The sequence below is a fragment of the Sphaerotilus natans genome, assembly GCF_900156335.1.
Lineage (GTDB): Bacteria > Pseudomonadota > Gammaproteobacteria > Burkholderiales > Burkholderiaceae_C > Sphaerotilus > Sphaerotilus natans.
Map to the genome: position 1 here is coordinate 164246 of NZ_FTMZ01000001.1, position 22234 is coordinate 186479.

The 22234-nt window shown below is 69.2% G+C and carries 23 protein-coding genes; 11 read left to right on the forward strand and 12 right to left on the reverse strand.

The annotated features are described in order from the left end of the window. Nucleotides 1–15: 15 nt before the first annotated feature. Nucleotides 16–789, reverse strand: a complete 774-nt coding sequence (locus tag BW996_RS00790) for a ParA family protein (RefSeq protein WP_037479265.1) — start codon at nucleotides 787–789, stop codon at nucleotides 16–18. Between the two features lie 228 nt (nucleotides 790–1017). On the opposite strand from BW996_RS00790, the gene BW996_RS00795 reads away from it, so the two are divergent. The 3 genes from BW996_RS00795 to BW996_RS00805 all read left to right on the forward strand — a co-directional run bounded on the left by BW996_RS00795 (nucleotide 1018) and on the right by BW996_RS00805 (nucleotide 2719). After that, nucleotides 1018–1518: a hypothetical protein gene (locus tag BW996_RS00795; protein ID WP_037479262.1), complete on the forward strand. Its 501-nt coding sequence runs from the start codon at nucleotides 1018–1020 to the stop codon at nucleotides 1516–1518. 149 nt (nucleotides 1519–1667) lie between these two features. After that, nucleotides 1668–2057, forward strand: coding sequence for a hypothetical protein (locus BW996_RS00800; RefSeq protein WP_037479259.1), 390 nt, complete (start codon nucleotides 1668–1670; stop codon nucleotides 2055–2057). 26 nt (nucleotides 2058–2083) lie between these two features. Then, entirely contained in the window at nucleotides 2084–2719 is a 636-nt protein-coding gene (locus BW996_RS00805; protein ID WP_051631656.1) for a hypothetical protein, read from the forward strand. Between the two features lie 3 nt (nucleotides 2720–2722). Here the strand turns inward: BW996_RS00805 and BW996_RS00810 are convergent, their stop codons facing one another. From BW996_RS00810 to ureA, 8 genes are all read right to left on the reverse strand, one after another. Beyond that, nucleotides 2723–3976, reverse strand: coding sequence for an MFS transporter (locus BW996_RS00810; protein ID WP_037479256.1), 1254 nt, complete (start codon nucleotides 3974–3976; stop codon nucleotides 2723–2725). Beyond that, nucleotides 3973–4707: an urease accessory protein UreF gene (locus BW996_RS00815; RefSeq protein ID WP_037479253.1), complete on the reverse strand. Its 735-nt coding sequence runs from the start codon at nucleotides 4705–4707 to the stop codon at nucleotides 3973–3975. The genes BW996_RS00810 and BW996_RS00815 overlap by 4 nt, the downstream gene beginning before the upstream one ends. An 18-nt stretch (nucleotides 4708–4725) precedes the next feature. Further along, nucleotides 4726–5358 carry an urease accessory protein UreE gene (gene ureE, locus BW996_RS00820; protein ID WP_037479381.1) on the reverse strand — a complete coding sequence of 211 codons (633 nt, stop codon included), beginning with the start codon at nucleotides 5356–5358 and terminating at the stop codon, nucleotides 4726–4728. Nucleotides 5359–5415: 57 nt separating this feature from the next. Beyond that, on the reverse strand, nucleotides 5416–5709 hold the full coding sequence (locus BW996_RS00825) for a hypothetical protein (RefSeq protein ID WP_037479250.1): 294 nt from the start codon (nucleotides 5707–5709) through the stop codon (nucleotides 5416–5418). Between the two features lie 135 nt (nucleotides 5710–5844). Then, on the reverse strand, nucleotides 5845–7584 hold the full coding sequence (gene ureC / locus BW996_RS00830) for an urease subunit alpha (protein WP_037479247.1): 1740 nt from the start codon (nucleotides 7582–7584) through the stop codon (nucleotides 5845–5847). A gap of 1 nt (nucleotide 7585) precedes the next feature. Beyond that, nucleotides 7586–7891, reverse strand: a complete 306-nt coding sequence (locus BW996_RS00835; RefSeq protein WP_037479245.1) for an urease subunit beta — start codon at nucleotides 7889–7891, stop codon at nucleotides 7586–7588. A gap of 46 nt (nucleotides 7892–7937) precedes the next feature. Further along, the gene (locus tag BW996_RS00840) at nucleotides 7938–8117 is read right to left on the reverse strand and encodes a hypothetical protein (RefSeq protein WP_037479242.1); all 180 of its coding nucleotides are present in this window, start codon (nucleotides 8115–8117) and stop codon (nucleotides 7938–7940) included. Nucleotides 8118–8178: 61 nt separating this feature from the next. Then, nucleotides 8179–8481, reverse strand: coding sequence for an urease subunit gamma (gene ureA / locus BW996_RS00845; RefSeq protein ID WP_037479239.1), 303 nt, complete (start codon nucleotides 8479–8481; stop codon nucleotides 8179–8181). Between the two features lie 80 nt (nucleotides 8482–8561). Here ureA and BW996_RS00850 point away from each other — a divergent pair, with 80 nt between their 5' ends. The 3 genes from BW996_RS00850 to BW996_RS00860 all read left to right on the forward strand — a co-directional run bounded on the left by BW996_RS00850 (nucleotide 8562) and on the right by BW996_RS00860 (nucleotide 13946). Beyond that, nucleotides 8562–12089 (forward strand): ATP-binding protein, encoded by a 3528-nt coding sequence (locus BW996_RS00850; RefSeq protein ID WP_081837989.1) that lies wholly within the window; start codon nucleotides 8562–8564, stop codon nucleotides 12087–12089. Continuing rightward, nucleotides 12073–13032 (forward strand): response regulator transcription factor, encoded by a 960-nt coding sequence (locus BW996_RS00855; RefSeq protein WP_037479236.1) that lies wholly within the window; start codon nucleotides 12073–12075, stop codon nucleotides 13030–13032. Before BW996_RS00850 ends, BW996_RS00855 begins: the two co-directional genes overlap by 17 nt. A 200-nt stretch (nucleotides 13033–13232) precedes the next feature. Further along, complete coding sequence (locus BW996_RS00860) at nucleotides 13233–13946, forward strand: PEP-CTERM sorting domain-containing protein (protein WP_081837987.1); 714 nt, start codon at nucleotides 13233–13235, stop codon at nucleotides 13944–13946. Between the two features lie 128 nt (nucleotides 13947–14074). Here BW996_RS00860 and BW996_RS00865 read toward each other — a convergent pair whose 3' ends face one another. Beyond that, complete coding sequence (locus tag BW996_RS00865) at nucleotides 14075–14461, reverse strand: DUF2177 family protein (RefSeq protein ID WP_037479230.1); 387 nt, start codon at nucleotides 14459–14461, stop codon at nucleotides 14075–14077. A gap of 13 nt (nucleotides 14462–14474) precedes the next feature. Continuing rightward, the gene (gene galU, locus BW996_RS00870; RefSeq protein ID WP_037479227.1) at nucleotides 14475–15353 is read right to left on the reverse strand and encodes a UTP--glucose-1-phosphate uridylyltransferase GalU; all 879 of its coding nucleotides are present in this window, start codon (nucleotides 15351–15353) and stop codon (nucleotides 14475–14477) included. A 288-nt stretch (nucleotides 15354–15641) separates the two neighbouring features. Here galU and urtA point away from each other — a divergent pair, with 288 nt between their 5' ends. From urtA to urtE, 5 genes are all read left to right on the forward strand, one after another. Further along, on the forward strand, nucleotides 15642–16919 hold the full coding sequence (gene urtA / locus BW996_RS00875; protein WP_037479225.1) for an urea ABC transporter substrate-binding protein: 1278 nt from the start codon (nucleotides 15642–15644) through the stop codon (nucleotides 16917–16919). A 96-nt stretch (nucleotides 16920–17015) separates the two neighbouring features. Then, the gene (urtB, locus tag BW996_RS00880; RefSeq protein ID WP_051631655.1) at nucleotides 17016–18599 is read left to right on the forward strand and encodes an urea ABC transporter permease subunit UrtB; all 1584 of its coding nucleotides are present in this window, start codon (nucleotides 17016–17018) and stop codon (nucleotides 18597–18599) included. Next, nucleotides 18596–19729, forward strand: a complete 1134-nt coding sequence (gene urtC, locus BW996_RS00885) for an urea ABC transporter permease subunit UrtC (RefSeq protein WP_037479222.1) — start codon at nucleotides 18596–18598, stop codon at nucleotides 19727–19729. Before urtB ends, urtC begins: the two co-directional genes overlap by 4 nt. Then, nucleotides 19726–20604 carry an urea ABC transporter ATP-binding protein UrtD gene (urtD, locus tag BW996_RS00890; protein ID WP_037479219.1) on the forward strand — a complete coding sequence of 293 codons (879 nt, stop codon included), beginning with the start codon at nucleotides 19726–19728 and terminating at the stop codon, nucleotides 20602–20604. The genes urtC and urtD overlap by 4 nt, the downstream gene beginning before the upstream one ends. A 10-nt stretch (nucleotides 20605–20614) precedes the next feature. Further along, entirely contained in the window at nucleotides 20615–21307 is a 693-nt protein-coding gene (urtE, locus tag BW996_RS00895; RefSeq protein WP_037479217.1) for an urea ABC transporter ATP-binding subunit UrtE, read from the forward strand. Nucleotides 21308–21374: 67 nt separating this feature from the next. Here urtE and BW996_RS00900 read toward each other — a convergent pair whose 3' ends face one another. Next, nucleotides 21375–22205, reverse strand: coding sequence for a hypothetical protein (locus tag BW996_RS00900; RefSeq protein WP_037479214.1), 831 nt, complete (start codon nucleotides 22203–22205; stop codon nucleotides 21375–21377). Nucleotides 22206–22234 lie beyond the last annotated feature (29 nt).

A 22234-nucleotide genomic window follows, 5' to 3' on the forward strand; every position in this document is an offset into this window, starting at 1 on the left:
TTGCGCCGCGGCATCTCACACGCCCGGCTCCAGCCGCGCGTGCAGCGCGACGAACTCCTGCGTCAGCCGGTGCTTCGGGTCGAGGTGGATCATCGGCAGCGACTGCTCGTGCGATTCCTTCACCCGCACCGTCGATGACAGATAGGGCTCGAGCACCGGCAGGCCCTCGGCCACCAGCTCGCCGACGATCTTGCGCGGCAGCGTCGCGCGCGGCTGGAACTGGTTGACGATGATGCCCTCGACCGCCAGGCCACGGTTGTGGTCGGCCTGCAGCTCGCGCACGTTCTCCAGCAGCGCGTAGAGCGCGCGACGCGAGAAGTCGTCGCAGTCGAACGGGATCAGGCAGCGCTCCGACGCGATCAGCGCCGAGCGGGTGTAGAAGTTCAGCGCCGGCGGCGTGTCGATGTAGATGCGGTCGTACTGCCCGGCCAGCTCGTCGAGCGCGTCGCGCAGCTTGTAGATCTTGTAGCGCGATTCCAGCTTGCCCTGCAGCTCCTCCAGCGCCGGGCTGGAGGGCATCAGGTGCAGGTGCTCGAAGGGCGTGGGCACGACGAAGCCGGCGGCGCCCTTCGGATCCATCGTGAAGCGCAGCGTCTGCTCGAAGAAGGCTGCCAGGTCAGGCGCCGGTGCATCCGCTCCGGCGCCGAGCAGGTAGCGGGTGCTGTTGCCCTGGGCGTCGAGATCGAGCAGCAGCGTGCGCAGTCCGCGGCTGGCGCTGATCGCGGCCAGGTTGCAGGCGATCGTCGACTTGCCGACGCCACCCTTCTGATTGAACACGACACGACGCATGAGGCTGGGCTCCCGAGCTGGACGGCCCCGATTGTGCCAAGCCGCCCGACGCCGGGGGGAAAAGGATGCTGCGCCGCAACAGGCACAGATTTCCGGCCATCCCGTGCCTGAGGGGGCGAAGGCCGGATCAGATCCGGACTGGCGGGTATCACTTCCAGAATGCAGTGGTCGCCCTGAAATGACAATCATCCAACAAGAGAAAACCTGCCTCGTGGGGGAGGCTGATCGATGGCTGTTCCGCAAGTGATCCTGCGCTTCTCCGGCTACTGGAGCGAGTTCAACAGCGGCCTGATGCCGCGCCGTCCGGGTCTGTTCTGCGTCTACCGCGCCCGCTTCGATGACCTCGACAAGTCGACGACCATGCTGGAGCTGCTGCATGTGGGCGCGTCGAGCAATGTCAACCAGTGCGTGACCGGCTCGCGCGACCTGGCGCGCTGGCGCAGCCGTCTCGGGCCGGGCGAGTCGCTGTCCTTCAGCTACAGCCCGGTCGCCGAGGACGATCTGGCCGCCTGCGAGGCGGCGATGCTGCTGCGCCATCGACCTTCGATGAGTCCCGAGCTGCCGGAGCGGTTCTTCTTTGGCGGGCTGGCGCTGCGCCTGGACGGACGCACGCCGCTGCTCGACCGCGAGTTCACCGTCGGCCATGCGGTGGTCAAGGGCTACTCGGGGCGCGGCTCGACCTGGCTGCGGCGCGGCATCGATTTCCTGCGCACCACGGTCAACGGCTGAATCTGGGGTCAGCCATGCGCAGCTGCTTTTGCAAGCTGTTTCGTTTCGGTTGGTCGTGAATGACGCGTCTGAAATGAAAATGGTCGTAAAGAAATGCGCGATCGGACGAGGTCGCGCAGGACACCCTCTGCCGACCTGCTCTTGCCTGCATGACCGATCTTCCTGCCGATGACCTGCTGACCCGCCTGCGTGCCGCGCTGGGCCGCGAATTTGGCGAGATCCGCTTCTGGGGCTTTGCGGTGGTGCGGCCCAGCGATCGCAGCTGGCGTCTCGAGTCGATCGAGCGTGAAGGCAGCACGCTGCTGCTGGGGCTGCGCGACATGGCCGGTCTGCCGCTGCCGGCACTGCTGTCGCTGGACCGGCCGATCGGCCTGACCGTGTCTGCGCATGGGCTGACCTTCGAGCGGGCGGCCCGTCTCGGTTTCGACGGCCATGAGGCCTGGCCGGATGCGGATGGCCGCCACTATGGTCTGGCCACGCCGCGCGGTACCGGCCATTTCGAGATCCAGGGGCTGCCGGCGCTGACGCTGCAGGCCTGAGGCGTGCTTTTTCCCAGGAGACGACGATGATGACGATGATGAAGGCGCCGCGGGTCCGACCGGCGCTTCCGGCGCTGCTGTTCGCGCTGGTCTTGGCCGGCTGCGCGGGCAGCGGCAGCAGCGGCCTGCAGCCGCAGATCGCCGCCAGCGCCGAGGTGCTGCAGCCCGGCGACGCCGGCTACGAGCGCGCGGTGATCGGCTCGGCGGTCAAGCCGGCCGGGCAGGGCGGGGTGTCCGAGGGCATGGTGATTCGCATCGTGCAGGACATTCCGGTCTGGCGCATGTGGAACGGTCCGGCCAAGTTGGATGCGCGCGGCAACACCAACCGCATGGGCGGCTGGTGGTCCTATGACCCGCCCAAGGGCACGGTGCAGCAGTACCGCGCCGCCTACGAGATCTGCAACGGCTGGAACGAGCTGACCTGGGTCGCGAAATGCACGCTCAAGGCCGGCTCCATCGTCGTCGTCGGTCCGGGCCAGTCGGTGTCGGCGCAGACCTGCGGTGATCCGACCGGTCTGGAGAACTACGCCGCCAATCCGGTCGACTGGCAGCTCTACATCGACAAGCCCTGGGCGCGCAGCGCCGAGCTGGTCTGCCCGGACGCCTCGGCCGACTACGAGGCCGATCCGGCCGACATCTCGCGCCCGAAGAGCGCCTCCTGAAGCTCAGCCCGGACCGGCATGCAGCCGGTCGCGAGCCCACAGCGCCGGAAAGAGCCGGGTCCACAGCCCGGCCACCAGCAGTACGCCCACGCCGCCCAGCAGCACCGAGCCCACCGGCCCGAGCAGCGCGGCGGTGGCGCCCGACTCGAATTCGCCGAGCTGGTTGCTCGCGCCGATGAAGACCGAGTTGACCGCGCTGACCCGGCCGCGCATCGCGTCGGGCGTCTCCAGCTGCACCAGCGTCTGGCGGATCACCACGCTGACCATGTCCGCAGCCCCCGAGACCGCCAGCGCGATCAGCGACAGCCAGAACGAGGACGACAGCGCGAACACCAGCATCGCCACGCCGAAGACCGCCACCGCGCCGATCAGCGTGCGCCCGACCCGACGCTCGAGCGGATGCTGGGCCAGCCAGACCGACAGCAGCAGCGCGCCCACGGCCGGTGCTGCGCGCAGCAGGCCCAGGCCCCACGGGCCGACATGCAGGATGTCCTTGGCGAACATCGGCAGCAGCGCGGTCGCGCCGCCCAGCAGCACCGCGAACAGGTCCAGCGAGATCGCGCCCAGCATCACCGGCTGGCCACGCAGGAAGCCGATGCCGGCCAGCACGCTGCGCCAGCTCGCCGGCTCCTTCGGTGCGGGCGGGCGGTCGTAGCGCACCGCGGCGGCCAGCACGCAGCCGACGAGCAGCAGCGCCGCGCCGCAGGCGTGCACGGTGGCGGCGCCCTGCACATAGAGCAGACCGCCCAGCGCGGGGCCGCCGATGATCGCCACCTGCATGCCGCTCGAGCCGAAGGCCACCGCCTGCGCCAGCAGCGGTGCGCGCACCAGCAGCGCCGGCAGCGCCTGCGAGGCCGGCATCTGGAAGGCCTTGCCGATGCCCAGCAGCGCCGAGATCGCCAGGATCAGCGTGCGGTCCATCCAGCCGCCCTGCGTGCCAGCGGCCAGCAGCAGCGCCGCCAGCGCCTGCAGCGCGGTGGCGGCCATCATCACGCGGCCGCGGTGATGGCGGTCGGCGATGTGGCCGGCCGGCAGTGTCAGCAGCAGCGCGGGCAGGAACTGCACCAGTCCGACCAGGCCCAGGTCCCAGGCGCTGCCGGTCAGGTCGTACATCTGCCAGCCCAGCGCGACCATCATCATCTGCGAGGCCATCTGGGTCAGCACGCGGGTCAGCCAGTAGCAGGCGTAGGCGGGGCGCGCCAGCAGCGCGCGCACGCCGCCGGAGGTCGCGGCGGTGCGCTCGGTCTTCAGGTTCATGAGCGGAACAGCCGCGAATACTGCGTCTCGTGTCGGGCCGACAGGATGGCCAGCATCGGCGCATGCGCCTGGCGCTCGGCATCCGGCAGCGCGATGGCCTGATCGACCGCCTGCGGCATCGTCGCGATCAGCGCGGCGAGCATGCGCTGGCCGGCGCTCTGGCCGAGCGGTACCGCCTTGATCGCCGCCTGGACCATGTTCTCGGCCCAGCCGAAGGCGTGCGAGAGCAGCGCCTCGCGCAGCGGTGCGCCGGTGCGGTGCACCGCCAGCGCGAAGGCCACCGGCCAGGTCGGCGCGGGCCGCAGCGCCGCCAGCTGCGCGATGCGGCCGTCGGGCTCGCTGCCGTCGGCCACGGCAGCGGCGTCCACCGTGCGCAGCCACTCGACCAGCGAGCGGCCCATCTGCTCGGTCTGCAGCCGCAGCTCCATCGTCTCGCGGGTCAGCCGGACCCAGTCGTTGAGCTCGGCGATGCGCGTGCTGTCGCCGCGCGACCAGGCACGGTGCGCGCCGGCCACCACCGCTAGGTCGGCGCGCGCCAGCGTCAGGTGCAGCTGGTCGACGATCCAGGCGCCGGCCGAGGCCTCGTCATGGACGCGGCCGGTGTCGACCGCCGCCTCCAGCCCTTCGGAATAGCTGAAGCCGCCCACCGGCAGCGCCGGCGAGGCCAGCCACATCAGCTGCAGCAGCGCGGTCGCCGTCAGCGGCGCCGGCCGGGAGATCACCTTCGGCATCGGAAACGGGGTCTCGGCTCAGTGATCGTGGCCGCAGCCGGGGCCGTGCACATGCGGCGCGGCCTCGGAACGCACCGCGATGCCGATCGGGCGGCCTCGGGCCGGGGCGCTCGGCGCTGGCGCGTGCGAATGGCCGTGATCGTGCGAATGGTCGTGCGCATGTCCATGCGCATGTTCATGCGCGTGGCCGTGGCCGCCGGCCGCATAGGCGCCGCCCTCGGGCTCGAAGGCTGCCTGTGTCTCGGTGACGATCAGGTGCATCTGGCGCAGCATGTCGGCCAGCACATGATCGGGCTCGAGCTTGAGGTGGTCGGGCTGCAGCTCCAGCTGCACGTGGCGGTTTCCGAGGTGATAGGCCGCGCGCAGCAGGTCGAAGGGCGTGCCGTGCGCGGCGCAGGTGCGCACCTCCAGCACCGGCTGGGCGGCGGCGACGACCTTCACCATCGAGCCGTCCTCGGCCACCAGCACATCGCCGCCGCGCACCAGTGTGCCGCGCGGCAGGAAGACGCCGAGGTGGCGGCCGCCGCTGTCCGTGGCGTCGAAACGGCTTTTCTGGCGCACGTCCCAGTCGAGTTCGACGGTCGTCGCACGGTTCAGCAGCACGCGGGCCAGGCCACGGCCCTGGGGCAGGAGTTTGTTGACGGTCAGCATGATCGGCGCATTGTGAGGCAAGTCGCGTGCCCGCACGCTGCGCCCGGCGGGGCGCGTTCAGCCGCGCAGGCGCAGCATCAGGCGCTGGTGCCAGGGGCGCTCGCGCCAGGCCGCCAGCGCACGGTCGGCGAACTGCGCGCCGTCCGGCGTCAGCCGGTAGTAGTGCAGGCCCTCGAAGCCGTCCGGGTTGTCGAACTCCTCGATCAGGCCATAGGCGTCGAGCGAGCGGAAGGACCACTGCAGCCCCATGCCGTCGAGGATGCAGGTGCGCTTGTCCGGATCCATCACGACGATGACATGGCCGCGCCGCAGCGTCGCCAGCGTGTCGACGAACTCGCCGACGTGGACCACGGCAGGCGACGGAGTGCGGGGGTGGGGGAGGGCAGCCATGCTTCGCACGATAACGAAGCTGACGCCAGTCTGACGCTGGAATAGTGAGGATCTTTGCCGCCGACGGGGGCTTTCGGCGGCAAGCAGCCTCCTGGCTCAGAACAGGAAGTAGCGCTGCGCCATCGGCAGGCTGGTGGCGGGCTCGCAGGTCAGCAGCAGGCCGTCGGCGCGCACCGAGTAGGTCTGGGCGTCGATCTCCATCACCGGCGTGTAGCCGTTGTGGACCATGTCGGCCTTCTTCACCGTGCGGCAGCCCTTGACCGTGGCGGTCTGCTTGCGCAGGCCCAGCCGCTCGGGCACGCCGCCGGCCTGCGCGGCCTGCGACAGGAAGGTGAGCGAGGTGCGCGAGAGCGCGCCGCCGAACGAGCCGAACATCGGCCGGTAGTGCACCGGCTGCGGCGTCGGGATCGAGGCGTTCGGGTCGCCCATCGCCGCCATCGCGATGAAGCCGCCCTTGAGCACCAGGCTGGGCTTGACGCCGAAGAAGGCCGGTCGCCAGAACACCAGGTCCGCCCACTTGCCCACCTCGACCGAGCCGACCTCGTGGCTGATGCCGTGGGTGATGGCCGGGTTGATGGTCAGCTTGGCCAGGTAGCGCTTGACGCGGGCGTTGTCGTGGCGATCGGTGTCGCCGGGCAGCTTGCCGCGCTGCGTCTTCATCTTGTGCGCGGTCTGCCAGCAGCGAATGATCACCTCGCCGACGCGGCCCATGGCCTGGCTGTCGCTGGAGAACATGCTGATCGCGCCCAGGTCATGCAGGATGTCCTCGGCGGCGATGGTCTCGCGGCGGATGCGCGACTCGGCGAAGGCCAGGTCCTCGGCGAGCGACGCGTCGAGGTGATGGCACACCATCAGCATGTCGAGGTGCTCGTCGAGCGTGTTGACGGTGTACGGGCGCGTCGGGTTGGTGGACGAGGGCAGCACGTTGGCCTCGCCCACCACCTTCATGATGTCGGGCGCGTGGCCGCCGCCGGCGCCTTCGGTGTGGAAGCTGTGGATGGTGCGGCCCTTGAAGGCGGCCACCGTGTCCTCGACGAAGCCTGATTCGTTGAGCGTGTCGGTGTGGATCGCGACCTGGATGTCGGTGTCCTCGGCCACGCTCAGGCAGTTGTCGATCGCCGCGGGCGTCGTGCCCCAGTCCTCGTGCAATTTGAGGCCGATGGCGCCGGCCTCGGCCTGCTGGCGCAGGGCCTCGGGGCGGCTGGCGTTGCCCTTGCCGAGGAAGCCGATGTTCATCGCGAAGGCGTCGGCCGCCTGCAGCATGCGCGCGAGGTTCTCGGGGCCGGGCGTGCAGGTGGTGGCGAAGGTGCCGGTGGCCGGGCCGGTGCCGCCGCCGATCATCGTGGTCACGCCTGAGGTCAGCGCCTCCTCGATCTGCTGCGGGCAGATCCAGTGGATGTGCGTGTCGATGCCGCCGGCGGTGACGATCAGGCCCTCGCCGGCGATGACCTCGGTGCCGGGGCCGATGACGATGTCGATGCCCGGCTGCACGTCCGGGTTGCCGGCCTTGCCGATGGCGGCGATGCGCGAGCCCCGCAGGCCGATGTCGGCCTTGACGATGCCCCAGTGGTCGAGGATCAGCGCGTTGGTGATGACGCAGTCCACCGCGTCGCCGGGGCCGGGGCCGTTGGGGCGCTGGCTCTGGCCCATGCCGTCGCGGATGGTCTTGCCGCCGCCGAACTTGACCTCCTCGCCGTAGCCGCCGGCGCGCAGGGTCAGGTCCTGCTCGACCTCGATGATCAGGTCGGTGTCGGCCAGGCGCAGGCGGTCGCCCACCGTCGGGCCGAACATCTCGGCATAGGCGCGGCGGGGGAAGGTGGCTTTCGATGTCGTCATGTCAGAGCGCTCCCTGCACCAGGCCGCGAAAGCCCCACACCTGCCGGTCTCCGGCGAAATCGCACAGCTCGACGGTGCGCTGCTGGCCGGGCTCGAAACGCACCGCCAGACCGCTGGCGATGTTCAGCCGCATGCCGTGCGCGGCCGCGCGGTCGAAGCGCAGGCCGGCATTGGTCTCGGCGAAGTGATAGTGCGAGCCGACCTGGATCGGGCGGTCGCTGGCGTTCTCGACCACCAGCGTCAGCGTGCGCCGGCCGGGGTTGAGCGGGTGCTCGCCCGCGTCGGTGAAGAGTTCTCCGGGAATCATGCGGCGTCTCCGTGGGTGATGGCCGATCGGTGGTGTTCAGCCCGGATCACTTGCGGCGGTTGAACCACAGCAGCGCGACGATGCCCGCGGCGAGCAGGTAGCCGATCACGTCGGTCGAGTGCCAATGCGCGCTGCCAGGCAGGCCGTGGCCCTCGTGGGCAAACGCAGGCAGCGTGACGCCGAGACTCAGCAGCGCGGCGGACAGCAGGGAGGCGGTCTTCTTCATGGTCGGAAGCAGGCAGGGGGAAGAATCATCGATGCGCCACACTGGTGCGCACCGGTGTGGTTCATGCAATCGGCTGGTGCACGGTCACCAGCTTGGTGCCGTCGGGGAAGGTGGCCTCGACCTGGATCTCGGGGATCATCTCGGCGATGCCCTCCATCACGTCGGCGCGCGAGAGCACGGTCTTGCCCTCGCTCATCAGCGCGGCGACCGACTTGCCGTCGCGCGCGCCTTCCATGATCGCGGCGGTGATCAGCGCGATCGCCTCGGGGTAGTTGAGCTTCAGGCCACGGGCCTTGCGGCGCTCGGCCAGCAGCGCGGCGGTGAAGATCAGGAGCTTGTCCTTCTCGCGGGGCGTGAGTTCCATGATGCAGGGGCGGACATGAGATTGGCCGGCCCGACGCGCTGCGCGGCCGGGCTGGTGCGTTTCTTGTGTGTCCCGCCCGCATGCGCACGGACGGAGACACAGGGACCAGTGCCCTGCAGGCAGAAATCGGGCCAGCCTTCGGCCTGCCCGAGGCTGGCGAGCCGGTGCAGCGCGTCATCAAGATTCGCCGCGACTACAACGACTGGGTCGCCAGCGAGACGCTGGAGGACTACGCGCTGCGCTTCGCGCCGCGCAGCAGCCGGCGCTGGAGCATCGGCCGGGTGGCGGTGACCTCGCTGGGCGGTGCGGGCGCCTTCCTGGTGCTGGAGGCGGTGGGCGCGACGCTGCTGGTGCAGCACGGCTTCGTCAATGCCGCGCTGGCCATCCTGGCCACCGGGCTGATCATCTTCCTGGCCGGTCTGCCGATCAGCGTCTACGCCGCACGCCACGGCGTCGACATGGATCTGCTCACGCGCGGCGCGGGCTTCGGCTACATCGGCTCGACGCTGACCTCGCTGATCTACGCCAGCTTCACCTTCATCTTCTTCGCGCTCGAGGCGGCGGTCATGGCCTACGCGCTGGAGCTGGCCTTCGACATTCCGCCGGCCTGGGGCTATCTGATCTGCGCGGGCGTCGTGCTGCCGCTGGTCACGCACGGGGTGACGGTGATCAGCCGGCTGCAGGTCTGGACCCAGCCGCTGTGGGCGCTGATGCTGGTGCTGCCCTATGCCTTCGTGCTGCACGAGAACCCGGGCGTGATCGATGCGCTCGTGGCCTACGGCGGCGAGTCCGACCTGACCGGCTTCGACCCGCAGGCCTTCGGCGCGGCGATGACGGTGGGCATCGCGCTGTTCACGCAGATGGGCGAGCAGGCCGACTACCTGCGCTTCATGCCCGAGCGCACCCGTGACAACCGGCTGCGCTGGTGGGTCGGCGTGGTCACCGGCGGCCCCGGCTGGGTGGTGTTCGGCGTGCTGAAGATGCTGGGCGGCGCGCTGCTGGCCTCGCTGGCGATCGGCCACATGGTGCCGATCGAGCGCGCGGTCGACCCGAACCAGATGTATCTGGCCGCCTACGAGTACGTCTTCCCGCACTACGGCTGGGCGGTCGCGGCCACCGCGCTGTTCGTGGTGATCTCGCAGCTGAAGATCAACGTCACCAACGCCTACGCCGGCTCGCTGGCCTGGTCGAACTTCTTCTCGCGCATCACTCACAGCCATCCGGGGCGCGTCGTCTGGGTGGTGTTCAACACCGGCATCGCGCTGATGCTGATGGAGATGGAGGTCTTCCAGGCGCTGGGTGGGGTGCTGAGCCTCTACTCCAACATCGCCATCAGCTGGATGATGGCGGTGGTGGCCGACCTGGTCATCAACAAGCCGCTGGGCCTGAGCCCGAAGGGCATCGAGTTCCGCCGCGCGCATCTCTACGACATCAACCCGGTGGGTGTCGGCGCGATGGGGGCGGCCTCGCTGGTGTCGGTGGCGGCCTATCTGGGCGTCTTTGGCGCGATGGCGCAGGCCTGGTCGGCACCGATCGCGCTGGTGACGGCGCTCATTGTCTCGCCGCTGCTGGCCTGGGCCACGCGCGGGCGCTTCTACCTGGCGCCGCGCGTGGGCGAGGCGGGCGAGCACGCCGGCACCTACCGACGCTACGCCGCGCCGCAGCGCTGCACCGTCTGCGAGCGCGAGTACGAGGGCGAGGACATGACGCACTGCCCCGCCTACCGCGGTGCGATCTGCTCGCTGTGCTGCACGCTCGACGTGCGCTGCCATGACCTGTGCAAGCTGCCGCAGGCGCATCTGTCGGTCCAGTGGGTGGCGATGCTGAGGCGGCTGCTGCCGCGTGCGGTCTGGCCTTATCTGGAGCGCGGTCTCGGCCACTATCTGCTGATGATGGCGGTGCTGCTGCCGCTGCTGCTGCTCTTGGCCGGCATGCGCCGCGAGCTGGTGCTGCCGACGCTGGCGCTGGTGTCGGGCGTGATCGCCTGGTGGCTGGTGCTGGCGCACAAGAGCCGCCAGGTGGCGCAGGAGGAGGCCAACCGCCAGACCCAGGCGCTGCACGCGCAGACGCTGGCGCTGCGCCGCGAGATCGAGTCGCACCGCCAGACCGATCTGGCGCTGCAGCAGGCCAAGCAGGTGGCCGAGTCGGCCAATCTGGCCAAGAGCCGCTACATCACCACGATCAGCCACGAGCTGCGCACGCCGCTGAACTCCATCCTCGGCTATGCGCAGCTGCTGGAGGAGGACGAGACGATGCCGCCACAGCGCCGTCAGGCGGTGAGCGTCATCCGCCGCGGCGGCGACCACCTGCTGTCGCTGATCGAGGGCACGCTGGACCTGGCGCGCATCGAGAGCGGCCGGCTGCGCCTGGACGTGCGCCCGATGCGCTTCGCCGAGACGCTGGACGAGATCGCCCGGCTGCTGGAGCTGCAGGCCGCCGCCAAGGGCCTGGTCTTCCGCAGCGAGATCGCCGGCGCGCCGGCCTGCGTGCGTGCCGACGACAAGCGCCTGCGCCAGATCCTGATCAACATCGTCGGCAACGCGATCAAGTTCACCCGCGAGGGCGAGGTGGTGCTGCGGCTGAACTACGCCCGCGAGATCGCCCGCTTCGAGATCGCCGACACCGGCCCGGGCATGACGCCCGAGGAGCTGGCGCGCATCTTCGAGCCTTTCGAGCGCGGCTCGGCCGCTGCCGGCGGCAGCGTCAGCGGCGGCGCCGGCCTGGGGCTGACGATCAGCCGCATGCTCGCCGACCTGATGGGCGGCGAGCTGACGGTGGACAGCCAGCCCGGCCGTGGCACGACCTTCCGGCTGCGCCTGTTCCTGCCCGAGGTGCACGACGGTGCGGCCGGGCGGCCGGCACCGGTGCGTCGGCGCATCGGCGTGCTCGGGCCGCCCCGCTGCATCTGGGTGGTCGACAACGAGGAGGTCGATCGCGGCCTGATCGTCAGCCTGCTGCAGCCGCTGGGCTTCACGATCCGCCAGGCTGCCAGCGGCGAGGAATGCCTGCGCGCGCTGCAGGCGGCCGGCGACAACGGTGCGCTGCCCGACGCGATCTTCATGGACCTGGCCATGCCCGGCATCGACGGCTGGGAGACGCTGCGCCGCATCCGCGCGCAAGGCCTGCTGCCGGCGGGCACGCCGGCGGCGATCGTCTCGGCCAACGCCTTCGACAAGGGGCTGGACAACGATGTGGGCATCGAGCCGGGCGACTTCCTCGTCAAGCCGGTGCGCATGAGCGAGCTGCTCGACTGGCTGGGCCGGCGCCTGGCGCTGCAGTGGATCGAGACCGAGGCGCATGCCGCGGAGCCGGCCCCGTCCGCGCCCAGCGCCCCGACCCGGCCGCAGACACCCGAGGTGCCGCCGCGCATCGACCCGGAGCGGCTGCGCGCGCTGCGGGACGCGATCGGCATCGGGCATGTGCGCGGCGTGATGCGCGAGCTCGACCGCATCGAGGCCGCGCAGCCCGAAAGCGCTGCGCTGGTCGGGCGGCTGCGCGCGCTGGCGCGCCAGTTCCAGCTCGACGCGATGAACGGACTGCTGCGCAGGACGCTGCATGAGGATGACCCCCGCGATGGCCATGACAACACCGATGAACGCTTCCGCTGACCGCCGCGCCGATGTGGTGCTGATCGTCGACGACGTGCCCGACAACCTCGCGGTGCTGCACGACACGCTCGACGAGTCGGGCTACACCGTGCTGGTGGCCACCGACGGCCCCAGTGCGCTCGAGCGCGCCCTGCGCGCCCAGCCCGACGTGATCCTGCTCGACGCGATGATGCCGGGCATGGACGGCTTCGAGGTGGCGCGCCGGCTCAAGGCCGAGGCGCGCACCGCCGCCATCCCGATCATCTTCATGACGGGACTCACCGAGACCGAGCATGTGGTGGCCGCCTTCGCCGCCGGCGGCACCGACTATGTGACCAAGCCGATCCGCGCCCGCGAGGTGATCGCGCGCATCACCGCGCACTCGCTGGCCGCGCGCGAGCAGCAGCAGGCGCGCAACGCGCTCGATGCCTTCGGCCATGCCACGCTGATGGTGCGCATGCACGACGGACGCATCGTCTGGCAGACCGCGCTGGCGCGGCAGCTGCTGGAGCAGCATTTCGCCTCCGACGGCCGGCGCGCGCCGGTGGCGGTGCTGGCCTGGTTGCAGCGCGAGACGGCGCGGCTGGCCGGGCTGGAGGAGGGACCGGTGCCGGGCTCGCCCTCGCTGGTGGTCGATGCCGCATCGAGCGGGCGGCGTCTGCGCTTCACGCTGCACGAGGCTGCCGGCGACGGCCAGTGGCTGCTGGTGCTGCGCGAGGCCGACGATGCGGCCGCGCTGGAGGCGCTGTCGCTGGCCTTCGGCCTGACCCCGCGCGAGGCCGAGGTGCTCTACTGGGTCGCCCGCGGCAAGACCAACCGCGACATCGGCGACATCCTCGGCAGCAGCCCGGCCACCGTGAAGAAGCACCTCGAGCATGTCTACGAGAAGCTCGGCGTGGAGACCCGCACCGCCGCCGCGTCGCTGGCGCTGGCCCGCGCGCCGATGCGGCCGCATGGGTCCTGAGCCAGGCCTTGGGTTTCCTGCTCCATCGGCCCGAGCCACTCGGGAATCTGCAGGATCTGCCCCCTGAAATGAAGGAATCACGTCGGCACGAAACTTGAATTGGCCGGGCGACGCGATGTATTCGGTCCATCGACAGGGGGCATTTTTTCTAGACTGCAGAGCATCCGATCTCACGGACCTGCAGTTTCAGGAGGAAGCCGATGTTGAAGTCACTGTCGTCACTGTGGATGCCCGCCGCGCTGGTGCTGGTCTCGAGCCTGGTTGCGCAGCCGGTGCATGCCGCCGCCGCCGGCTTCGAGTCGGGCGATGCCCAGGGCTGGACGGTCAGCGCCGATGGCGTGCAGCTCACGGCACAGGGCAGCTACACCGTCACGCTGACCGATGACCGTGATCCGTCGTTTGCGTACACCACCACCGTCACGCCGGTGAGCGGCGGCTATTTCGGCCTGCTGCAGATGGGCCCGATGCCCGCGACCGCATCCACCACGCCGGTGAGCCACGGCAGCCAGGCCGAGTTCACGCTCGATCTGCCCTCGGCGGCCGGCGACAAGCTCTTCCTGCGCCTGCTGACGGCGGACTATTTCTACTCGGACGCCGGCCCGGGCATTCCTGCCTACGACGACAGCATTTCCGTGGTCTACGACGGCGACACCGCCAATCCCGATGTCTGGCGGGCATCCGACATCCTGGATGCCGGCTGGTCGGGCGACTCGGGCTGGCTGCCTTTTGCGCTGCCGGTCGGCACCCAGCATCTGCAGTTCACGCTGACCAATCACTACAGCATCGATGGCAGCAATGCGCCGCTGGCGGCCATCGACTTCTCCGTCGCCTCGGTGCCGGAGCCCTCATCCTTCGCGCTGATGGCCCTGGGCCTCGGCGTGCTGGTTCGTGTCAGGTCGCGCCCGCGCGCCTGATCGATCTTCCGGTCGGTCCCCCTGCCGACCGTCGCTCTTTGTTCTTGCTCTTTTGTCTCTTCAATCCGTACCCTTGATGCCGCTCCCGTGCCGGGAGCGGCTTTTTTTTGGCCGGATTTTGGCTGGAATCAGGGGCGTGTGGCCGCGAAGGCGGCCGCGCCGGCGGCGGCGCTGACCAGCGTGCCCCAGGCGATGTCGACCAGCGCCAGGCGCAGGCTCCAGTGGCGCAGCGTCGCCATGTTGGTCAGGTCGTAGGTGCCGTAGACCAGCAGGCCGATCAGCGCGGCGCGCAGCACCGCCTCGCCCATCGCGTCGGGCCGCGGCCACAGCAGCAGCGTCACCAGCCCGGCCGGATAGCCGACATAGAACAGCAGCGCCGGCAGCGCGCGCACCTGCGGCGTCATCAGGTCGCCCAGCTCGCGCACATAGAAGCCGCGTGCCAGCCAGCCCAGCCACAGCGCGTCGAGCACGCCGACGGCCAGCAGCGCCGCGCCCCAGGCCTTCAGCCACAGCATCGGGCGATCTTTCTCAGGCCACGCCGTAGCGGGCGTCGAGATAGCGCTTGAACTCGGCGCCCAGCGTCGGGTGCGCCAGCGCCAGCTCGACATTGGCCTGCAGGAAGCCTTCCTTGCTGCCGCAGTCGTAGCGCTGGCCCTGGTAGGTGTAGGCGAAGACCTTCTCGCGGCGCAGCAGGCCGGCGATGCCGTCGGTGAGCTGGATCTCGCCGCCGACACCGCGCGGCTGGTTGCGGATCTCCTTGAAGATGCCCGGCGTCAGGATGTAGCGCCCGGCCACGCCCAGGCGCGAGGGCGCCACCTCAGGCGCGGGCTTCTCGACGATGCCGGTCAGGTCGAGCATGCGCTCGCCCACCGGGCGGCCGGAGACGATGCCGTAGCGCCTGGTGTGCTCGGCCGGCACTTCCTGCACCGCCAGGATCGAGGTGCGCCAGTCATTGAACTGCTCGACCATCTGCTTGAGCACCGGCGGCTCGCCGACCATCAGGTCATCGGCCAGCAGCACCGCGAAGGGCTCCTCGCGCACCACCGGCTCGGCGCACAGCACCGCATGGCCCAGGCCCAGCGCCTTGGGCTGGCGCAGGTAGATGCAGTGCATGTCGTCGGGCTTGATCGAGCGCACCGTTTCCAGCAGCTCGGTCTTGCCGGCGGCCTCCATCTCGGTCTCGAGCTCGTAGGCGGTGTCGAAGTGGTCGGGAATGGCGCGCTTGTTGCGGCCGTTGACGAAGATCATCTCGCGGATGCCGGCGGCGTAGGCCTCCTCGACCGCGTACTGGATCAGCGGCTTGTCCACCACCGGCAGCATTTCCTTGGGCAGGGCCTTGGTGGCCGGCAGGAAGCGGGTTCCCAGACCCGCCACGGGAAAGATGGCCTTGGTGATCTTGGTCGTCATCACGTGTGCGCTCCGTGCTCTTGGCTTGACGTTGCAGAAGAAAGGAAAAAGGCAGAGGGGAAAGGCAGAGGGAAAGGAAGACTGCTGCCATGCAGTCTGCACCAGAGCCGGGTGGCCTGCATGAAAGTTGACCGGCTGCTGCGCGCTGTCGCGCACATCCAGGGGGGAGAAACACTACGCCATCCGGCGTATTTCACGAATCGGCCGCGACTTCGACACTGACTCCATTCCAGCGCTGCCAACGCTGTCAACACAACCCGTCAGCCTCTTCCCGGAGTCAACCCTGTCATGCAAGCTTCCCGTCGCTCCTTTGCCGCCAAGCTCAGCGCCGTCGCCCTGGGCGTGGCCGTGACCACGCTGCCGATGCTGGCCCAGGCCGCCGACACCATCAAGGTCGGCATCCTGCACAGCCTGTCGGGCACGATGGCCATCTCCGAGACCGTCCTGAAGGACGTCGCGCTGATGACGATCGACGAGATCAACGCCAAGGGCGGCGTGCTGGGCAAGAAGCTCGAGCCGGTCGTGGTCGATCCGGCCTCCAACTGGCCGCTGTTCGCCGAGAAGGCCAAGCAGCTGATCGACCAGGACAAGGTCTCGGTGGTCTTCGGCTGCTGGACCTCGGTGTCGCGCAAGTCGGTGCTGCCGGTCTTCGAGGAAAAGAATTCGCTGCTGTTCTATCCCGTCCAGTACGAAGGCGAAGAACTCAGCAAGAACGTGTTCTACACCGGCGCTGCGCCCAACCAGCAGGCCATTCCGGCGGTCGAATACCTGATGAGCAAGGACGGCGGCTCGGCCAAGCGCTTCGTGCTGCTGGGCACCGACTACGTCTACCCGCGCACCACCAACAAGATCCTGCGCGCCTTCCTGAAGTCCAAGGGCGTGGCCGACGCGGACATCATGGAGGAGTACACCCCCTTCGGCCATTCCGACTACCAGTCGATCATCGCCAAGATCAAGAAGTTCTCCAGCGAAGGCAAGAAGACCGCGGTGGTCTCGACCATCAACGGCGACTCCAACGTGCCCTTCTACAAGGAGCTCGGCAACCAGGGCCTGAAGGCGACCGACGTGCCGGTGGTGGCCTTCTCGGTGGGTGAGGAAGAACTGCGTGGCGTCGACACCAAGCCGCTGGTCGGCCACCTGGCGGCGTGGAACTACTTCATGTCGATCAAGAACCCGACCAACGCCGCCTTCATCAAGCAGTGGAGCGACTACGCCAAGGCCAAGGGCATCGCCGGCCACAAGGACAAGCCGCTGACCAACGACCCGATGGAAGCCACCTACATCGGCATCCACATGTGGAAGCAGGCGGTCGAGAAGGCCAAGTCGACCGACACCGACAAGGTGATCGCGGCGATGGCCGGCCAGACCTTCAAGGCGCCGGGCGGCTTCACCAGCACGATGGACAAGGAAAACCATCACCTGCACAAGCCGGTCTTCATCGGCGAGGTGAAGGCCGACGGCCAGTTCAACGTGGTCTGGAAGACCCCGGGCCCGGTGGTCGCCGATCCGTGGAGCGACTACATCGCCGAGAACAAGGGCAAGAAGAACGTGCCCGAGAAGAAGTGAGCGGGCGGCGGGCCTGAACGGCCCGCGCCGGTCGCCTTCCTGACGGCCCCCGCCGCGGCTTGACCGCTCCGGGGGCCTCGACACGAGATCCCTGCCGTGAAACTTCTGCGAACCCTGACCTTCGCGCTGGCCTGCCTTGCTCCGGCCGTCCATGCGCTCACGCCCGAGCAGGCCGCCGCCATCGCCAGCGGCGAGACCGACGCCCGCATCGAGGCGCTCAACCAGGCCGCCGCCGCGGGCGACGCCCAGCTGCCGGGCTTCGTGCGCGCGCTGCTCGACGGCGAGGTCAAGGTGCTCGACGGCCGGGTGTTCCAGATGCAGGGCGACAAGGTGGTCGTCGCCGGCACCGCGCAGGCGGTCGAGCTGCCGGAAGCCGCCGAGGACGTCGTCAACAACAACCGCATGCGCGGTGCGCTCGAAGCCGCGCTGGGCGCGCTCAAGCTGGTCTCGCCCGAGGCGAAGGTGCGCGCCGAGGCGATCGAGGAGCTGCGCAAGCAGACCCTGGACGAGTCGCAGCTGCCGCTGATCGAGAAGGCTTGGGCCGCCGAGAGCGACGCGGGCCTGAAGTCGCGGCTGGAACTGATGCGCGCGACGATCCTGATCTCGTCGTCCGATGTCGCCAAGCGCCTGGCTGCGGCGCAGGCCTTGTCCGCCAGCAGCGAGCCGGCCGTGAAGAGCCTGCTGCAGGAGCGCCTGGCCCCGGGCGTCGAGACGGACGCGGCGGTGCGCGGCGCGCTGACGACGGCGCTGGATGCGGTCGAGGGCAAGCTGGCCTGGGGCGAGCGCCTGGGCGTGCTGTTCACCGGCGCCAGCCTGGGCTCGATCCTGCTGCTGGTGGCGCTGGGGCTGGCGATCACCTATGGCCTGATGGGCGTGATCAACATGGCCCACGGCGAGCTGATGATGATCGGCGCCTACGCCACCTTCGTGGTGCAGAACCTGTTCCGGCAGTACCTGCCCGGCGCCTTCGACTGGTACATCGTGCTGGCAATCCCGGTGTCCTTCCTGGTGTCGGCGCTGGTGGGCGCGGCGCTGGAGCGTTCGGTGATCCGCTGGCTCTACGGCCGCCCGCTCGAGACGCTGCTGGCCACCTGGGGCATCTCGCTGGTGCTGATGCAGGGCGTGCGCAGCCTGTTCGGCGCGCAGAACGTCGCGGTAGAGAACCCGGCCTGGCTGTCGGGCGGCGTGCAGGTGCTCTCCAACCTGATCCTGCCCTACAACCGGCTGGCCATCATCGTCTTCGCCTTCCTGGTGCTGGGCGCCGTCACGCTGATGATCAACAGGACGCGCCTGGGCCTGTTCGTGCGCGGCGTCACCCAGAACCGCCGCATGGCCGCCTGCGTCGGCATCCCGACCGCGCGCATCGACACCTACGCCTTCAGCCTGGGTGCGGGCATTGCCGGGCTGGCGGGCTGCGCGCTCAGCCAGGTCGGCAACGTCGGGCCCGACCTGGGCCAGGGCTACATCGTCGACGCCTTCATGGTGGTGGTCACCGGCGGCGTCGGCCAGCTCGCCGGCACGGTCTACGCCGCGCTGGGCCTGGGCGTGCTCAACAAGTTCCTCGAAGGCTTCGCCGGCGCGGTGCTGGCCAAGATCATGGTGCTGGTGTGCATCGTGGTCTTTATCCAGAAGCGTCCGCAAGGCCTGTTTGCCATGAAGGGCCGGAGTGCCGAAGCATGAGTGCCATCCCGATGACCTCCCTGAACCTGACGCCGCGCCGCGGCCTGCTGCTCGGCCCGAAGGGCTGGGCGGCGGTGATGGCCGCCGCCGTCACCGTGACGGTGCTGGCGCCGCTGCTCAACCTGGTGGTGCCCGAAGGCCACGCCTTCCATCTCAGCGACTACGCGGTGGCGCTGATCGGCAAGATCATGTGCTACGCCATCTGCGCGCTGGCGATGGACCTGATCTGGGGCTACACCGGCATCCTGAGCCTGGGCCACGGCCTGTTCTTCGCGCTGGGCGGCTACGGCATGGGCATGTACCTGATGCGCCAGATCGGCCGCGACGGCAACTACAAGAGCGATCTGCCCGACTTCATGGTCTTCCTGGACTGGAAGGCGCTGCCCTGGCACTGGACCTTCTCCGACAGCTTCCTGTTCCAGATGGCGATGGTGGTGCTGGTGCCGGGGCTGCTGGCGCTGGTGTTCGGCTTCTTCGCCTTCCGCAGCCGCATCAAGGGCGTGTACTTCTCGATCATCACGCAGGCGATGACCTTCGCGGCGATGCTGCTGTTCTTCCGCAACGAGACGGGCTTCGGCGGCAACAACGGCTTCACCGACTTCAAGCGCATCCTGGGCGTGCCGATCGCGCTGCCCGAGACCCGCATGGTGCTGTTCGTGCTCACCGGCCTGACGCTGATCGGCTTCTATCTGATGGCGCGCTGGATCGTGCACAGCAAGTTCGGCCGCGTGCTGCAGGCCATCCGCGACGCCGAGAGCCGGGTGATGTTCACCGGCTACGACCCGCTGGCCTACAAGCTGGCGATCTGGACGCTCAGCGCGGTGATGTGCGCGGTGGCCGGCGCGCTCTACGTGCCGCAGGTCGGCATCATCAATCCCGGCGAGATGAGCGCCGCGGCCTCGATCGAGATCGCCATCTGGGCCGCGGTGGGCGGGCGCGCGACGCTGATCGGCCCGATCCTGGGCGCCTTCTTCGTCAACGGCGCCAAGAGCTGGTTCACCCAGGTCTTCCCGGAGTTCTGGCTGTATTTCCTCGGCGCGCTGTTCATCGCGGTGACGCTGTTCCTGCCGCAGGGCATCGTCGGCCTGTTCGACAAGTTCTCGTCCAAGAAGAAGGAGACCCGCGCATGACGCCCGACCTGATGGAATCGATGCACGAGGTGCGCGAGCGCCACGAGGCGCGCGCCCAGCAGGCCGGCGCCTCGGGTGGCGACGCCTCCTTCGGCCGCCTGCTGCAGGCCGGCCAGCCCGACTTCACCCAGGGCGTGGCGCTCTATCTGGACGACATCACCGTCAGCTTCGACGGCTTCCGGGCGCTGAACAAGCTGAGCCTGGCGATCAACGTCGGCGAGCTGCGCTGCATCATCGGCCCGAACGGTGCCGGCAAGACGACGATGATGGACGTCATCACCGGCAAGACCCGGCCGGACGCGGGCAAGGCCTCCTTCGGCTCGACCATCGACCTGCTGCGCCTGCGCGAGAACGAGATCGCGCAGATCGGCATCGGCCGCAAGTTCCAGAAGCCCACCGTCTACGAGCAGCTCAGCGTGTTCGAGAACCTGGAGCTGGCGCTCAAGGCCGACCGGCGCGCGCGCGCCAGCCTCTTTCACCGCCTCTCGGGCGAGCAGCTCGACCGCATCGGCGAGATCCTGCAGCTCATCCACCTCAAGGGCGAGGCGCAGCGCACCGCGGGTCTCCTCAGCCACGGCCAGAAGCAGTGGCTGGAGATCGGCATGCTGCTGATGCAGGATCCGAAGCTGCTGCTGCTCGACGAGCCGGTGGCCGGCATGACCGACGAGGAGACCGAGCGCACCGCCGAGCTGTTCCTGAGCCTGGAGGGCCAGCATTCGCTGGTGGTGGTCGAGCACGACATGAAGTTCGTCGACCAGCTCACCGAGGGGCGCAAGAAGGTCACCGTGCTGCACGAGGGCAGCGTGCTGGCCGAGGGCCGGCTGGCCGAGGTGCAGGCCAACGAGAAGGTCGTCGAGGTCTATCTGGGCCGATGAGGGGGATGAGATGCTGAAGGTTTCCGGTCTGCACCAGTATTACGGCGGCTCGCACATCCTGCGCGGGCTGGATTTCGAGGCCAAGCTCGGCGAGGTGACGGTCGTGCTGGGGCGCAACGGCGTGGGCAAGACCACGCTGCTGAAAAGCCTGATGGGCGTGGTGCCGATCCGCAGCGGCGCGGTGCTGCTCGACGGCGCCGACATCTCGAAGGACACCTCCTACGACCGGGTTCGCAAGGGGCTGGGCTACGTGCCGCAGGGCCGCGAGATCTTCGGCCGGCTGACGGTCGAGGAGAACCTGCGCATGGGCCTGGCCAGCCGCCCGGCACGCACGCCGATCCCGGCCGAGCTGTTCGAGCTGTTCCCCATCCTCAAGCAGTTCATGCACCGCCGCGGCGGCGACCTGTCGGGCGGGCAGCAGCAGCAGCTGGCGATTGCCCGGGCGCTGGCGCCGGGGCCGAAGCTGCTGATCCTCGACGAGCCGACCGAGGGCATCCAGCCCAGCATCATCAAGGACATCGGCCGCGTCATCCGCATGCTGGCCGACCGCGGCGACATGGCCATCGTGCTGGTCGAGCAGTTCTACGACTTCGCCGCGGAGCTGGCCGACCAGTATCTGGTGATGGAGCGCGGCGAGATCATCCAGCGCGGCCGCGGCCGTGACATGGAAGCCGAGGGCGTGCGGCAGCTGATGGCGATCTGAGGCGGCTCCTGCGCGCCTCCCCGATTGGCGCGACCGGCTCTGCTGCGGCGCTGGACGCCGCGCAGCGTCAGTTGCCGACCTTCAGCACGCCGCCCTTGCCCAGGCCGCCCTTGACCTCTTGCGCCTTGTAGTTGCGCAGCGAGATCACCATGTTGTTGTAGGCGTCCATGAAGGCTGCCACGGTGGCCTTGCCCTCGGGCGTGCGCGAGAAGCCGCTCAACCCGCCCGCCGCACCGCCGCCAAAGGCGCCGAGCGCAGCGCCGAAGTTGGTGGCGGTGGAGCTGCCCTCGGAGATGCCGATCTGGACACCCGAGCGGATGTCCATGAGCGTGAGCGTCACGACAGAGGCCTTCGACTCCATCGAACCGGCGACCGTGCCCAGCCCACGTCCGAGCAGGCCACCCAGCGCGCCGGCGATCTTGCCGGTGGAATCGTTGTTGATGATGATCTGCGGGTCGAGGAAGTAGTCGGCTGCGACGCGCTGCCCCTTCTGCTGTTGCGAGCCTGCGCGGAACTCGCCGGAGTTGCGCTGCTTGTCCGTGATGGAGGAGATCTTCTCTTCCATGCGGTTGTTGCCGATGGATGTGATCACGAAGCAGTTGGACTGCTGCACCGCCAGCCGCAGCAGCGGCTCGATCGACGTCACCTGCGTGGCCTGGCCGAAGCTCGCGTACCACGGCTTGCCACGCCCGTCGTCGACGGCCAGCGTGCCCAGCGGTGCATCGCAGCGCTGCAGGTTGCTGTTGGCTCCGACGCTCGTGCCTCCCGCGGCACCGCCCTTGGCTTCGGTGGCGGCGGTGCCGGTGGAGACGAGGCCACCGCCGGGTGTCACGCATCCGGCCAGTGCGAGCGTGCAGGCCAAGGCTGTCCAGTGGAAGGGGCTTGCCAGATTCTTCATGGTGATGTGCGTTGGGGGTGAAGGTCGGG